This window comes from Pedobacter sp. AK013, assembly GCF_014205835.1.
In the GTDB taxonomy this organism is placed as follows: Bacteria; Bacteroidota; Bacteroidia; order Sphingobacteriales; family Sphingobacteriaceae; genus Pedobacter.
This window is the reverse complement of the sequence record NZ_JACHCQ010000006.1, coordinates 61500-76574: the sequence shown is the minus strand read 5'-3', so window position 1 is coordinate 76574 and position 15075 is coordinate 61500. Positions and strand designations below refer to the sequence as shown.

General features: G+C 38.2%; 15 protein-coding genes. 8 read left to right on the top strand and 7 right to left on the bottom strand.

The features are described 5' to 3' along the window. Positions 1-1182: a formimidoylglutamase gene (locus tag HDC90_RS06100; RefSeq protein WP_184464908.1), complete on the top strand. Its 1182-nt coding sequence runs from the start codon at positions 1-3 to the stop codon at positions 1180-1182. Positions 1183-1444: 262 nt separating this feature from the next. Next, the gene (locus tag HDC90_RS06095) at positions 1445-2590 is read left to right on the top strand and encodes a TlpA disulfide reductase family protein (protein ID WP_184464906.1); all 1146 of its coding nucleotides are present in this window, start codon (positions 1445-1447) and stop codon (positions 2588-2590) included. 68 nt (positions 2591-2658) lie between these two features. Here the strand turns inward: HDC90_RS06095 and HDC90_RS06090 are convergent, their stop codons facing one another. The 6 genes from HDC90_RS06090 to dcd form a co-directional block, all read right to left on the bottom strand. Next, positions 2659-3165 carry an SMI1/KNR4 family protein gene (locus tag HDC90_RS06090; RefSeq protein ID WP_184464904.1) on the bottom strand — a complete coding sequence of 169 codons (507 nt, stop codon included), beginning with the start codon at positions 3163-3165 and terminating at the stop codon, positions 2659-2661. An 11-nt stretch (positions 3166-3176) separates the two neighbouring features. Continuing rightward, on the bottom strand, positions 3177-4448 hold the full coding sequence (gene purD, locus HDC90_RS06085; protein ID WP_184464902.1) for a phosphoribosylamine--glycine ligase: 1272 nt from the start codon (positions 4446-4448) through the stop codon (positions 3177-3179). 72 nt (positions 4449-4520) lie between these two features. Then, positions 4521-5396 (bottom strand): SDR family oxidoreductase, encoded by an 876-nt coding sequence (locus HDC90_RS06080; protein ID WP_184464900.1) that lies wholly within the window; start codon positions 5394-5396, stop codon positions 4521-4523. Positions 5397-5528: 132 nt separating this feature from the next. After that, on the bottom strand, positions 5529-6290 hold the full coding sequence (locus HDC90_RS06075) for an enoyl-CoA hydratase/isomerase family protein (RefSeq protein ID WP_184464898.1): 762 nt from the start codon (positions 6288-6290) through the stop codon (positions 5529-5531). Positions 6291-6391: 101 nt separating this feature from the next. After that, on the bottom strand, positions 6392-9082 hold the full coding sequence (locus tag HDC90_RS06070) for a carboxypeptidase-like regulatory domain-containing protein (protein WP_255497507.1): 2691 nt from the start codon (positions 9080-9082) through the stop codon (positions 6392-6394). A gap of 491 nt (positions 9083-9573) precedes the next feature. Then, positions 9574-10110, bottom strand: coding sequence for a dCTP deaminase (gene dcd, locus HDC90_RS06065; RefSeq protein WP_184464896.1), 537 nt, complete (start codon positions 10108-10110; stop codon positions 9574-9576). A gap of 71 nt (positions 10111-10181) precedes the next feature. Between dcd and HDC90_RS06060 the strand changes: the two genes are divergently transcribed. The 6 genes from HDC90_RS06060 to HDC90_RS06035 all read left to right on the top strand — a co-directional run bounded on the left by HDC90_RS06060 (position 10182) and on the right by HDC90_RS06035 (position 14317). Further along, positions 10182-10829, top strand: a complete 648-nt coding sequence (locus HDC90_RS06060; protein WP_184464894.1) for a 4'-phosphopantetheinyl transferase superfamily protein — start codon at positions 10182-10184, stop codon at positions 10827-10829. Positions 10830-10840: 11 nt separating this feature from the next. Then, entirely contained in the window at positions 10841-11569 is a 729-nt protein-coding gene (gene lipB, locus HDC90_RS06055; protein WP_184464892.1) for a lipoyl(octanoyl) transferase LipB, read from the top strand. Then, positions 11569-12627: a serine hydrolase gene (locus HDC90_RS06050; RefSeq protein ID WP_184464890.1), complete on the top strand. Its 1059-nt coding sequence runs from the start codon at positions 11569-11571 to the stop codon at positions 12625-12627. The genes lipB and HDC90_RS06050 overlap by 1 nt, the downstream gene beginning before the upstream one ends. Positions 12628-12660: 33 nt before the next feature. Beyond that, the gene (locus tag HDC90_RS06045; protein ID WP_184464889.1) at positions 12661-13386 is read left to right on the top strand and encodes an SGNH/GDSL hydrolase family protein; all 726 of its coding nucleotides are present in this window, start codon (positions 12661-12663) and stop codon (positions 13384-13386) included. An 87-nt stretch (positions 13387-13473) separates the two neighbouring features. Then, positions 13474-13983, top strand: coding sequence for a DUF5684 domain-containing protein (locus HDC90_RS06040; protein ID WP_184464887.1), 510 nt, complete (start codon positions 13474-13476; stop codon positions 13981-13983). 7 nt (positions 13984-13990) lie between these two features. Then, a complete protein-coding gene (locus HDC90_RS06035) occupies positions 13991-14317 on the top strand; it encodes a DUF2752 domain-containing protein (RefSeq protein ID WP_184464885.1) in 327 nt (108 codons plus the stop codon). On the opposite strand, the gene HDC90_RS06030 is transcribed toward HDC90_RS06035, so the two are convergent. After that, positions 14314-15057: an RDD family protein gene (locus tag HDC90_RS06030; RefSeq protein ID WP_184464883.1), complete on the bottom strand. Its 744-nt coding sequence runs from the start codon at positions 15055-15057 to the stop codon at positions 14314-14316. The two genes, HDC90_RS06035 and HDC90_RS06030, sit on opposite strands and share 4 nt — an antisense overlap. Positions 15058-15075: the final 18 nt, after the last annotated feature.

Here is a 15075-nt window from a genome sequence, read left to right as displayed (position 1 = left end):
ATGTCATTAACGGATTTCTTTTCCCCTATAAACCCCGATAGTTTTACACCTAAGCAAGGCTTTTTTACAAGCCAGCTGGGGTTAAAAGCGCAGATATACACCGAATCGTTTCCCGATTTTGAGGAACATACTTACGATCTGGCAATTTTTGGGGTACTTGATGGAAGAGGTGCCGTTAATAATGAAGGCACTGCCCTGGCACCCGATTATTTTAGAGAGAAATTCTATAAACTGAATGAAGGCGCTTTTAGCAGCCGAATTGTCGATTTAGGCAATATTAAACACGGCGCAACCATTGCCGACACTTACATTGCCATCAAGATGGTGGTTTCGGAATTGATTAAAAAAGATATTATTCCGATCATTATTGGTGGCGGGCAAGACTTAACCTATGGCCAATACCTTGGTTATGAAGATTTAGAGCAAAAAGTAGACCTGGTTATTATTGATAATCAATTTGACATTGGAGATGATGACCATGAGGGAATTGCTACCCGATCGGATTGTTACTTGAATAAGATTTTCTTACATCAACCCAATTACCTTTTCAATTTTAGCAATGTAGGCTATCAAACTTATTTTGTAAATCAAGAAAGTTTGAGTGTAATGGACAAATTATATTTTGATGTACACCGTTTGGGCGAGTTTGCCCAGGATATTACTTTAACAGAGCCCATTATCCGCAATGCAAACATGATTAGCTTTGATATTGGTGCTATCCGATCTGCCGATGCTGCTGCAAATGCGAATACTACCCCAAATGGTTTTGATGGCGAAGAGGCCTGTCGCATTGCCCGTTATGCAGGCATGAATGATAAGTTAACCTCAATTGGTTTTTACGAGTTTAATCCTGCCTACGATAATAACGGACAAACAGCCTTTTTGCTCGCTCAAATGGTATGGTATTTTGTGGATGGATATTACGCCCGTAAAAAGGATTTTCCGCTTACTCCGAAATCGCAGTTTATGATCTACCGAACCAGTTTAAAAGATGGTTCGGGAGAAATGATGTTCGTAAAAAGCAAAAAATCAGACCGTTGGTGGATGCAGGTTCCTTATCCATCAGGGCAATCTAAAAACGAACGTTACCATCTAGTACCATGCAGATATGATGATTACCAGACTGCTGTTAATGGCGAGATGCCCGATTTGTGGTGGAGAACCTATCAAAAGCTGAATTAAAATTGTGTAATTTCAAAATAGAAGCCGTGTAATTTCAAAGTAGGTATTGTATCTTAATACTTTTTGCCTTTTTTTTAACAGCTAACTATGCAAAGCGTAGCCAACATAAAATATCGAGTTGGAAATCGATAGCATAACAGACTAAAACGGTATAATAATTACGAAAGTGATGTTCTGATACAGAATCTATCATAATTTTACACAGCTATTTACGTTTTAGCCGTACAGATTTCTATATTTGAAAAACGATTAGCTAATTCACATGAAAAAAATATTATTATCTGCAATGGCCCTATTGCCCCTTGCAGCTTTGGCACAAAAGCCATTTACAGTTAGTGGCGACATAAAAGGATTGAAAACCGGAGATAAGGTTTATCTGATCTATCAAGGTGACGGCAAAAATGTCACCGATTCTGCAACAGTGACAAATGGTGCCTTTGCATTTAAAGGATCATTGCTGAGCCCTGCGCAAGGAAGTCTTTTCTTAAACAAAAACCCTTACGTAAACCGTCCTGCACAGGGAGAGAAATTAGATGCTTTATCGCTATATGTAGAACCAGGAAACATAAAGCTGACTGCGCCAGATTCTTTAAAGAAAGCAACAATTACTGGCTCACCAGTTAATGACGATGCAAAGAAATTAAAAGCATTAACTAAACCTGTAGCAGATAAACTTGCCGCAATTAATGCAGAATATGCGGCTTATACGCCACAGCAAAAACAAGACAAGGCCGTTATGGAGGCTTTAGGTGCTCGTTACGACAAAGAAGCTGCAGCGATGCCTCCATTATTGTTACAGTTTGCTAACAGCAACCCAAAATCATTTATCAGCTTAACTTCAATTAGCCAGCTGACTTCAGATCCTGATCAGGCTGCTGCTGCAGAGAAGGCTTTTGTTGCTTTGTCACCAGAATTGAAGGCAACTCCGAACGGTAAAAAAATTGCTCAAATATTTGATGCTGGGAGAAAAACCGCTGTAGGTGTTATGGCTATGGACTTTACTCAAGCTGATACCGCCGGAAAACCTGTTAAATTATCTGATTTTAAAGGTAAATACGTACTGGTAGATTTTTGGGCATCTTGGTGTGGCCCATGCCGTCAGGAAAATCCAAATGTGGTAGCCGCTTACAACAAATTTAAAGATAAAGGCTTTACTGTTTTAGGTGTTTCTTTAGACCGTCCGGGCAAAAAAGATGCTTGGTTAAAAGCAATTGCTGATGACAAGTTAACATGGACACATGTTTCGGACTTAAAATTTTGGGAGAATGAGGTGGCTCAAATGTATGGCATCCAATCAATTCCGGCTAATTTCTTGATTGATCCAACAGGCAAAATCATTGCTAAAGGCTTAAGAGAACAAGCTTTACAAGATAAACTTCAAGAATTATTAGGAAGTAAATCTAAATAAGAAACAAACATTAAAAGAGAAAGTCCCACCTAAAAATTGGGACTTTCTTTATTTTATCGGAAAACGTATTAAGCAGATTTTAAAAAATCCAAAACGTTAATGAAATAATTTTCAAGCCCTTCGTAAGGATCTTCTCCGGGAATCCATGATGCGAATTTCCAGTATTCCCAATCAGCATTTTCACTTATAGGAGGGATTAAAAGGAAATATTGCTCTTCATCTACTCCACCAACAATAATACTTCTGGCAAGTTTAATGGCCACTTCTAGTAACTCATCGCGTTCTGTCCAAATCTCGATCAGCTGTGGATCAACATCTTTTAAAAACGCTACACCACTTACTTTGGAAAACGATGGATCAACGTGTTCATTTGGCGTAGTAAATCCATTGGTAATCAACAGAAATTCTTTATAATCTGTTGGAAGCATTACCCCTAGTCTTGTTTCAGCTTCTTGTATTTCGGCTAAGATGGCGGGTTGGTTACCTAGCCACTTTGCTTCGATCTGTTCGGTTGTAAAACTAAATTCCCCTTGTTTAATTGCGGTTTCGGAAATCTTCTTAAGTACCTTTTTCAACTTATATTCTTTTAAATTAAGTCAAAACCGATGTCTTCCCTGAAATATTTCCCGTCGAAATAAATTCTGCCGGCATCAGCAGTTGCTGATTGTAAGGCAGTAAACAAATCTTTTTGCAAACTGGTAATGGCAATTACCCTTCCACCATTTGTTTTCACCACATCATTTTCTAACAATGTTCCAGCATGGAATGCATTAGAATGACGTAAGTTTTCGATTCCTGTAATGGCTTTACCTTTCAGGTAATCGCCTGGGTAGCCACCTGCCACAATCATTACAGTAGCCGCGGTTTGCTCAGAAATAACCAGATTCACTTGGTTTAATTGTTTGCTGGCTGTAGCCAAAAACAGCTCTACCAAATCATTTTCAATTCTGGGAATTACACTTTCTGTTTCAGGATCGCCCATACGTGCATTGTATTCGATTACAAATGGCTCTTCCCCTACTTTAATCAGTCCGAAAAAGATGAAACCTGTGTAATCGATATTATCTTTCTTTAAACCATCAACTGTTGGTTTAATGATGCGTTCTTCTACTTTAGCCAAAAATTCTGGTGTGGCAAAAGGAACCGGAGAAACCGAGCCCATACCACCAGTATTTAAACCAGTATCGCCGATACCAATCCGTTTATAATCTTTAGCAGAAGGTAGTGTAATATAATTTTCACCATCAGTTAAAATAAATACCGAAAGTTCGATCCCGCTTAAAAATTCTTCGATTACTACTGTTGCACCAGCTGCACCAAATTTACCGCCAAGCATCAGTTTTAATTCCTCCTGGGCTTCTATGGTTTCGGTACAGATTAATACACCTTTACCTGCTGCCAAACCATCTGCTTTTAAAACAACAGGCAAAGCATGGTTTTGCAGATAAGCCAAACCATCTTCCAAAGTTTCGGGTGTGAAAGATTTTGAAGCCGCAGTAGGAATACCATGACGCTCCATAAACTGCTTAGAGAAATCTTTACTTCCTTCCAAAATGGCACCCTCTTTTTTAGGACCAATAACCGGGATATGCGCAATGGCTTTATCGGCAAGGAAAAAATCGTGAATACCATTTACTAAAGGTTCTTCGGGGCCTACTACAACGAGTTCGATGTTTTCGGTAAGCACTACTTTTTTAATGGCATCAAAATCGTTCACATTGATGTTGATGTTTGTACCATAAGCCCCTGTACCACCGTTACCCGGAGCAATAATTAGTTTATCACAGTGCGAAGACTGGCTTATTTTCCAAGCGAATGCGCTTTCTCTGCCGCCTGAACCTAAAAGTAAGATATTCATATGGGCAAAGATAATATTTTAGTAGGAAGTAGCAGGCATCAAGTAATAAGTAGTGTGTATCAGGTAATGGCTTTATTTAGCGCTCCGTGTCATTTGCTCGAGCATATCCCACATTTCGTTCGGGATAGCTTCCAAGCCGTTCATCTGGCCCGCGCCCTGCAACCATTCACCGCCATCAATAGTAATTACTTCGCCGTTAATATAGCCTGAAAAATCGCTCACCAGAAATGCAGCTAAATTGGCGAGTTCCTGGTGATCGCCAACTCTTTTCAGGGGTACACGGTTTTTAAAATCGAATTTTTTGGCTAAATCGCCAGGTAGTAAACGCTCCCATGCGCCTTTTGTTGGAAACGGACCTGGAGCAATCGCGTTGGTACGAATACCATATTTACCCCATTCTACAGCTAAAGATCTTGTTAGCGCTAAAACACCACCTTTTGCACAAGCTGAGGGTACAACATAAGCTGAGCCCGTAAAAGCATAAGTGGTAATTATATTTAAAACTGTTGCCGCTTGTTTTTCCTTAATCCAATGTTTACCAAAGGTAAGCGTGCAGTTAACCGTTCCTTTTAAAACAATATCGATAATGGATGAAAATGCATTGGCTGATAAGCGTTCTGTTGGCGAGATAAAATTACCGGCAGCATTGTTCAATAATACATCAACCGAGCCAAATTTTTCTAAAGTTTTGGCCAATACGTTCTCTACCTGTGCTACTTCTCTAACATCACAGGCAACGGCCAGTACTTTGCCACCTGTTTTTTCTTCCATTTCATCGGCAGTTTTTTGCAGTACATCCTGCTTCCTGCTTGTAATTACCAGGTTGGTTCCTAATTTCAAAAAATATACGCCCATTGCTTTCCCCAACCCCGTTCCACCACCTGTAATTACAATGGTTTTTCCTTTTAAAGCGTCTTCTCTGAGCATTGGTGAGTTATAGTTGAACATAATTAATTTGGTTAATGGGTATCGGTTAATTGCTAAACGGGTTAAATGTTGATATTGTTATATTGCCAAATTGTTCGGAATAGTTAACTGTTCAAGTAGGTTAATTGCGAAGCAATTACCAGAAACTGAAAGCTACTTCCGCTGCAGGTTGGCTAAAATTGTTTTTAAGATATGGCGCGTTGCGGGCGACCACCACTGTGCTAACATTTTTTCTAAAGTAGCAGATTGATCTGCAGTTACGGCAGCAATTAATTCCTCGCGGATATTTAATTTACTTTGCGACCATGTATTACTTTCCAGCTCCATGTATTTTTTAATCTTGCGTTCGGCTGCTGTTAACAAACTTTCGTTCTTTACCAACTCATCTACCAAACCAACCTTTAAAGCTTCTTCTGGATTATACAACTTACCAGAAAGTAAACTGCGGGTAGCCTCGGCTCTACCAATCCAGAAGGCATACAACTGAAAAATGCTATTGGGTACGATAATACCTACCGGAACCTCGTTTAAGCCAATAATGTATTGGCCTTCTGCCATTACCCGATAATCGCAGGCTAAAGCCATTACGCACCCACCCGCTGGGCTATGGCCACTAATTGCGGCTACTATTGGTTTTTTAAACGAAACCATATTGGCTGTAAAACCCAGAAACAACTGCCAGAAAGATTTAGCTTCTTCTTCGTTATAGTTATAAAGTTCTACCAAATCCAATCCTGCAGAAAAGAAAGGTGCTGTTCCGGTTAAAATTACACCACCAATGTTATCATCGGCGGTAATATTTTTAAGTATATCATCAAGCTCGGTAATCAGCTCGCGGTTTAAGGCATTCGATTTCCCTCTATCTAACGTGATGGTTGCCAAGCGATCTTTAACACTTACTTTTATTGTATTCATATGTTAAATGGTATCAAGATTAAAGTATTTAGTATCAAGATATAAAATATACCTAAGCATAAGCTATGCATGCATACTAATTCAAATTTATCTATTTTTCTCTATTTAACATCATAAGTGTAAACTTTTCTTGCCAAATGCCCTAATGCATCTATTCCTTCTATTACTACGCGATAGGTTCCAGGCTCATCTGCATTATAAAATTCGAATTGTGCTTTTCCATCTTTATCTGTAACAACCTGTGGGTTCCAATAAATAGTAGTTCTTAAATCAGTCCGGCTACTTGAGCTTGCCGCATCATATTTTGGAGAATAAAACTCTCTTGAAATCGTAAATCCTTTTGGATTAAAGGTTACAATACCTGGTGCATAACGAGCAGTACTTCTTCCCCCGTCGCCACGTTTAGTGGTGATAATAATTACACCTCCACTGCCTTGCAAACCATAAATTGCCGTATTACCGATACTTTTTAACAGCTCGATAGACTCTACATCCATAGGGGTAACATTATCCAGAAAATCGGCCTCCATCTGCATCCCGTCAACAACAATACGAATTGGTGTGTCTTGGCTACGCATCAGATATGGCACATTTCCCCTAAATATTACACCTGGTAAACGGCCCTGCAAACATTGAGATAAGGTAACACAAGTGGATAACTGATCAGCTGTCATAATAAAATCGGCCCTACCGGCACCATTTAAGTTGGATGAATTTTTCGCAGGGTTTTTCTTTTCGGTAATCGTAACTTCGTCGAGTTTAATGGTCCGCTCCAGCAAGCCCAAACGGGTCATCTCGTTAAAATAGTTATCACTTTCTTTAATATACTTCATCAAAGTATTATTCACATTGATATCGATATCGGCTCCATTTTTATTCTTGGTTACAATCTGGCCAGGAACAATATCAAGATTAATATCTACAAATTTTCTTTCTGTTTTTGTTCTTGCCTGAACCACAAATTTTGTACTATCGCCAAAACTTAAATTATCGAAAACAAATTTTCCTTCAGCATTTGTTACCGTATCCAAAATGTACATGGTTCCTTTCGTAGCCATTAGCATTACCTTACCACCAGGCACAGGCTTGTTGCCCTTTGTTACTGTTCCGCTAATGGTAATAGACTGTTCGGGCTTGTAGGTAATATTTGGCCCAACATTATTGATGATGTTTTTCCAAAGAAATCTTCTCCAGCCCTGGGTAAGCATTAGGTTATCGAGTTCTTTTTGTGTTTGTAGATCATCCTTTAAAAAATAATGATTGGGTTTTTCTACGTAGCCAGCCAGATCAGACGTAAGTAACAAGGAGGTGAGCATATTCGACTCATTATCCTCATCAGGCATAACTTTTGCGGCATTGGTAACTGCTACCGAAAAACTGCCTAAAACGGGTTTATTATCATTAGTTGCATTAAAAGTAAAAGCTGCCTTTCCTCTTTTAGAGGTAGAAACTTCGGATGCACTAAGTGATACGTCAATTAATTCGGCCTTGTTATTTATAAAAACCAAACGTTCTGCTAAAGGCTGGTTGCTGCTCGAAAACAAAGTAAACTGAACAATACCGGTTGGCAGATTCTTTTTCGGAATATTGGCCACTAGTACTTGTTTATCCATTTTAGCCTTAGAGCCGTAGTATACATTGCCCCCATGCTGCGCAACAACTTTTAGTTCATCGCTATTCACAAGATCGGCACTAGCCATAATTTTAACCACCACTTTACCTGTATCTAAAGCATTTACAGAAAGTGCATAACCGCTTTTAGCGGCTACCGGAAGTTTAATTGTCTTTTCAGACCCATCTTTAAACTTAACTTTTGCGGAGTACGATTTGCCTACCTGATTATTAAACACGAAATTCCCCATGCCCAGATAATTGGTAGAAAAAGAAGTAATTTCATTTCCCGTATCGTCTAAAATGCTGCCTTCAACATCCTCGCCCCGCCCATCAGCGTTAACCGCTTTAATGGCAATTTTTTGCGGCAATTCTTCAACAAGCGTTCCTCCCTCTGGCATAAACTGTACATCAACATTGTTAGATGTGGAAGTAATTGGAATAGATTTGATTACTTTTTGTTTATTATCAAGTGTTATGGTCGCAATAATCTTCCCTGATTTACTTTGAAAAGATTGGTTATTCGTGAAACTAATTACGGCGTCGCCTGTTAAACTGGTTTTAACCTTACCCTTTGTAACGGTACGATAATCTAACTGAACTTCATAACTTACTTCATTTTCACTATAAGCAACACCATTTTTATCTTCAAAATGAACGGTTGCAGTCACTTTATCTGCATTATTCTCTTTGGTAAAGTTGTAAGAAGTTTTTGTAAAAACTTTGTTAGCCCAGCTATTCCCGATCTTAATTGTCTTATCGTAAAAGAATTCGGTGCCAAAATTACGCATGTAATTGGTATATGCCCTAATTCTATAGTTACCCTCACCAAGCGAATCTGTTAGCTTAAAATCGCCCCAGGTAATCCCTCCCATAATGGGTAATTTAACCAGTTTTTTTAGCGAATCTTTTTCATTGATGAGCTCTACATACAGGATCTTGCTAATGCCCGAGGGAGCCGAAGTCTTAGTGTTTACAACATAGGCTTTAAACCAAATATCATCTCCAATGGCATAATAGGGCTTATCTAAATGCAAATGGACCTTTTCTTGAGGATATTTACTAGTGTAATCTTCGAGTTTTTGTAAGAGTTGGCTAAACGGATCATCATCCATTTTAAATGCACCAAAAACAATAAGCAGAGATAGAAAACTGATTGCGAGAGTAATTTTGAGTTTCATGTGGTTAGGTAACAAATAAATACGCGTCAAGGTACAAAACCTAAGGCATACTTTTATGAAGTTACCATGAAATTTAGTTTGACTTCTAAGTTTTTAGTTAACCGTTACAAATTTGCTTTATTTATTAAATGGCAGAGCTATGAAGGTCATTATAAGCCAACTTTCATGATGAAAAATTGTTGTTATATGTTAATTGGTTTGGAAATGAACGGCATGCGCTTCAACTGATGTTAGTATTTTAGGATTAGGAAATGAGTGGCCTATGGTGCTTGGAGGTTGGCAGCCCTGCTCGCTTTATCCCGATGAAAAAATCGGGATGTTCGCCGCAATACGAGTTTAGGAACAAAGTGTAGTGCCAAGAGAACAAAACTGCCAATTATAAGCCCGACAACAACATCGGCTCCCGATTTACATGCTGGTTTCCATTTTCAAAAAAGAAAAAGATATCAGCTTTCTATTAGCTGTTGGCGACTAACCGATTAAGCAAATTGTTAAAACCTATTCTTCCACATCATACTTTCTACCGGCCTGGTGGTTTTATTGTTGTACTTGGCGTTACCTTTTGAATTGTACATTGTTTCAATCTTACCTTCAACAACAAAATAAATGAGTTGGCCAATTGGCATTCCGGCATAAACTTTTACAGGTTGCGCTACCGAAATTTCTAATGTCCAGGTGTTACAAAAACCAACATCGCCTTTACCTGCCGTTGCGTGGATATCGATACCTAAACGGCCGGTGCTGCTTTTACCTTCTAAAAAAGGCACATGTCCGTGTGTTTCGGTGTATTCTACAGTAACACCAAGATAGAGGGTACCAGGGTAAAGGACATAACCATCTTTAGGAATTTCGAAATGCTCGATTTCGTTGTGTGCCTTCGCATCAAGCACACGACTTTTATATGTAGCCAGGTATTTACCTAAATGAACATCATATGAGTTGGTTCCTAAACATTCGCGTTTAAAAGGCTCTATGATGATTGTTCCCTTCTCAATTTCTTCTAATATCCTGCTATCAGATAATATCATTTTTATACGTATTTTTGGCCTAAATTATCATTTATTTAAGATAATTTTGCATGTAATCTCCAATTTAATCAATGCCAATAATTTACAACAAAAATATTGATCAGCATTCTGTTTTAGCAATTTGGAAAATTGAGGAAACAGAAGAAGAGTTATTGGCCGGACTGCAGCTTAAACAGCATGAACATGATATTATTTCGTCGTTAAACAGCGGTAAGCGGTTATTGCATTGGCTAAGTACGAGGTTGTTATTGAGAACAATGCTGAATACTACTGAGTATATCGACTGCCAGTTTGATGAACACGGCAAGCCCTACCTGGTGAATTTCGATTACCATATTTCGTTAAGCCATTCTTATGATTATGCTGCCGTAATGATTAGTAAAGAGCATGCTGTGGGGGTTGATATTGAAATGATTAAGCATAAAATAAAAAGCATTAAACATAAGTTTTTAAGCGATGTAGAGCTTGCCCAAAAACAGATCGGAGATAATACTGATGGCCTATACGTGGCGTGGTGTGCTAAAGAGGCCATTTATAAATGGCACGGAAAAAAAGGTTTAGAATTTAAACAGCATATCCATATTAAACCTTTTAAGTTAAAAAACGAAGGCTCATTAAATGCATTGGTAGAACTGCCAACAGGTACGCGGGAGCTCACCGTTAATTACTTTAAAACAAAAGACAGTTACATGTTAGGCTATGTTGCCAGCAATTCTTAAAATAAATGGAGATGAACGATACAGCGGAAAAAGCAATTGCAACAGATTTAGTGCCAACTACTTTTGCAGACTGGGGCTTAACAGACTACCAGGAAGCCTGGGATAAACAGGAAGATTTGCTCAATAAAACGGTAGCCATTAAAACAGAAAATCGTGTAAACAATAGCAATAAGCCTACCCCAAACCATCTTGTATTTTGCGAGCACCCACATGTTTACACTTTGGGTAAAAGCGGGCATCCGGAAAATTTATTATTAGATGATCAGGGATTAAAGGATAAACATGCGACTTACTATAAAATAAACCGTGGTGGCGACATTACCTATCATGGCCCAGGACAAATTGTGGGCTACCCGATTCTTGATCTTGATAATTTCTTTACTGATATCCATTTATATTTACGCACCCTAGAGGAAGCCGTTATTCTTACCCTAAAGGATTATGGAATAGAAGCAGGCCGTTATCCTGGTTTTACAGGAGTGTGGTTAGATGCTGATAACGAAAAGGCACGTAAAATATGCGCTATGGGCGTTCGCTGCAGCCGTTGGGTTACCATGCATGGTTTTGCTTTTAATGTAAATGTAGATTTAGATTATTTTAAAAATATAGTGCCCTGTGGCATTGATAATAAAGCGGTAACTTCTTTAGCAAAAGAACTCGGTTATAAACTTGATATGGAAGAGGTAAAAGGAAAATTAAAGAATCATATTGCCGAACTCTTTAAAATGAAACTTATTTAATGACCAGACTTATTTCTATCTTTATTTTAGTGCTAATTGCAACCCATGTTTCTGCACAAAACTTAGATGAAATAATCAAATTTATTAAAGACAATCCCCAAAGAGCATCAATTGTACTTATTGAGAATAACAAAGAAGTTCTCAATTTTAGCGGCAATCAACTAATGCCAGTAGCTAGCGTAGCTAAAACCATTATTGCCATTGAGTTTGCGAATCAAGTAACTGATAAAAAGATAGATGCAGATCAAAATATCGCAATAAGCGAATTAAATAAATACTACATTCCATTTACCGATGGCGGCGCCCAAACAGAATGGATGAAATCAATAAAAAAGAAAAAAGAAGATAGCGTTTCTCTATTACAGATTGCCCAGGGTATGATTAGATTTAGTTCTAATGCCAACACCGAATATCTCGAAGATCTATTAGGTTTAGCCAACATCAATCGTAACATCAAAACACTAAAACTTCAAAAACATAATCCTTATTACTATTTTACTGCAGGCGCATTAATGACGTGCCTTAAGCCAGAAAACATCGATGAAGAAGAATGGGCTGTTCGGCTGGGGGCCATGCCAATGGACGAATACAGAAAACGTTGCAAAACCAATCATATCAAATTAAAAACAGATTCAGCATTCATCAAAACTTTCAGTTTCAAAAAACTATCGTTGAGATTACAGAAAATCTGGTCAGATAGATTGGTAGCTTCAACTGCGGCTGATTATGTGAAGATCATGCAGAAGATTAACAGCAGAACTTACTTCAAATCCAGGACTCAAGGCGTATTAGATCAGATTATGGAATGGCCTATGGTTTACCCAGGTAACCAGGCAGCTTTTAAACATTTGGGACAAAAAGGTGGGTCGACAGCTTTCATTGCAACAGATGCATTCTATGTAACAGATAAAAGTGAGGCGAAATTATCGTGTGCATTTTTCTTTAATAATTTAACTGAAAAAGAGAATGAGATGATTAAACGCAATTTTGGAAATTTTGAAGCCAGCATTATTACCGATTCTGTTTTTAGACAGCGGCTAATTACTTTATTGAAATAAAACTAAGCTTAACACTACTTCGTAAATTAGGTTATGAAGATTTTATTAAGCGCCGTTTTATTTTCTTTCTTAACTTCGGGCTGCACAAAAAAAGCCCCCATGATTAGCGAACCGACGATCAATCAAGCTACAAATACACCAAAAACAACTGGGAATTTCACCTATTTAGCCCTTGGCGATTCTTATACCATCGGCGAATCGGTTAAACAGGCAGAATCTTTTCCTTATCAGCTTCAAGCTTTATTAAAAAATCAAGGCATCGGCATAGCAGATCCAAAAATTATTGCAGTAACCGGCTGGACTACAGACGAACTACAGGCGGGCATTAAAAAAGAAAACTTAACCGGCACCTTTAGTTTTGTAACGCTTTTAATTGGCGTAAACAATCAATACCGCGGTTACCCAATAAATATCTACAAAAAGGAGTTCACAGAATTGTTACAAACTGCAATCGTTTTTGCCGGAGGTAATAAAAATAAGGTTTTCGTAGTTTCTATACCCGATTGGGGAACTACCCCCTTTGGTAAAAACTCAGGAAGGAATCAAGCGTCCATTGCTGCCGAAATTGATAGTTTTAACACAGCAAATCAAGAAATAGCGTCTGCAACTGGTGTGAGCTACACAAATATCACACCTGCATCGAGAAATGCGGCAACCGACCCATCGTTAGTGGCTAGCGATGGATTGCATCCAAGCGCTAAAATGTACACTGAATGGGCAACTGCTTTATTACCAAAAGTGACTACTGTGTTGAAATAATTTAACGTCTTGTTTATTCTGTTTTTAAATTAAAAAAATTACTTTAGTTTAACTATTTAAATTAATCACCTTTAAAAACAGTAAATTATGAATGAGTATGAATCAAGCGGAGCAGCCGCAGGGATTGGTATTGTAGGCGGAATTGTTTACCTGGCAGTAATTGTTATTGCAATTGTTGGCATGTGGAAAACCTTCGAAAAAGCTGGCAAACCGGGCTGGGCTGCAATTATTCCTATCTATAACGTAATCGTTTTGATTGAGATTATTGGTAAACCGATGATCTGGGTATTATGGCTACTTATCCCTTGTGTTAATTTTGTATTTGGAATCTGGGCAATAAACTTACTAAGCAAAAGCTTTGGTAAATCAGAAGGTTTTACAGTGGGTCTGATTATTTTCCCTTATATATTTTGGCCAATTTTAGGTTTTGGCGATGCCAAATATTTAGGTCCATCGGCAGCAGAAGCACAAAACGGCGGTTTTGGAAACAATCCTTTCAATAATCCAAATAACCCTTTTAACAGCCCAAACAATCCTTTTAGCAAACCTTCTGATAATCAGGGCACTCCAAACGACACCCCTCCCCCTGTAGTTTAATTCAAGAATGTTTATCATATCTATATTTTGCAGCTTAATCAACTTTGTTGATTGGCTGCAAAATCATTTAATCGCCTGCCCATTTAAAGCTTTAACAGGCATAGATTGTCCGGGTTGTGGCTTTCAAAGATCTTTTATCGCCCTTGTTCAAGGCGATTTATCAAAAAGCTGGTCGCTTTATCCGCCTACTATTCCCTTGTTGATTTTGTTTGCCTCAGCTGGTTTATTGTATAAACTTCAAATCAAACAACGTTCTTTTATCTTTAGAATATTGGTTATTGCAATTGGTAATTTTGTAATGATCAGCTATGTGCACAAAATGTTTTTTAGCTAAACGCCCATATTGGCTGTAAGGTGATTATAATCCTTTAATACGGTCTCTAAAAACTGTAACTCGTTCATTCCACTCGGAATCGTCACAAAAATATGTGCTTTGGTTTTGCTGGCCATAGCATAAATTAAATCGGCATTTCCTGTTTGGTAATAACCTGTTAACACTTCATGAATAAGCTCTATATCCCTATCATTTAAGTGCAAAACTTCCTTAAACTGCGGTTCATATTCTTCAGGTAAATTAAAACTGAAAGCTACATTAGAAAATTCGGTTCTTGGTTTAGTTTTAATTAGCGTTGTCTTGGCCAATATATCGCCCAATCGTTGATGATTTTTAGTTACCGCGACCGAAACCAGTGCAACAACGCCCCAGCCAAAAGGAAAGCCAAAATCAATCATCCGAAATAACCACCTAAAAATATACTGCCCTATAGTTGGCTGTGTACCATCAATGCTGATTACCTTTATCTTTAACACCTTCTTGCCCAAAGTTTGACCATCCATGGTGATTTCGCAAACCAGATCGTAGAAAGCAAAAATTGCGAGGAAAATAAAGAAAATAACTATTGCAGCACTTCCAGACATTGCCATTTGTGCAGCTCCCATTATCACCAGGGTAATTACAGCAAGAATTATAAATCCAGCCAGGTCGATACATCTTGCGGCTATCCGTTCCCCAAGGCCGGCAATTTCGTAATCAATATCAATATTTTGAGCTGTGCTAATTCTGATGCTATCCATATTCAAACATAATTTTTT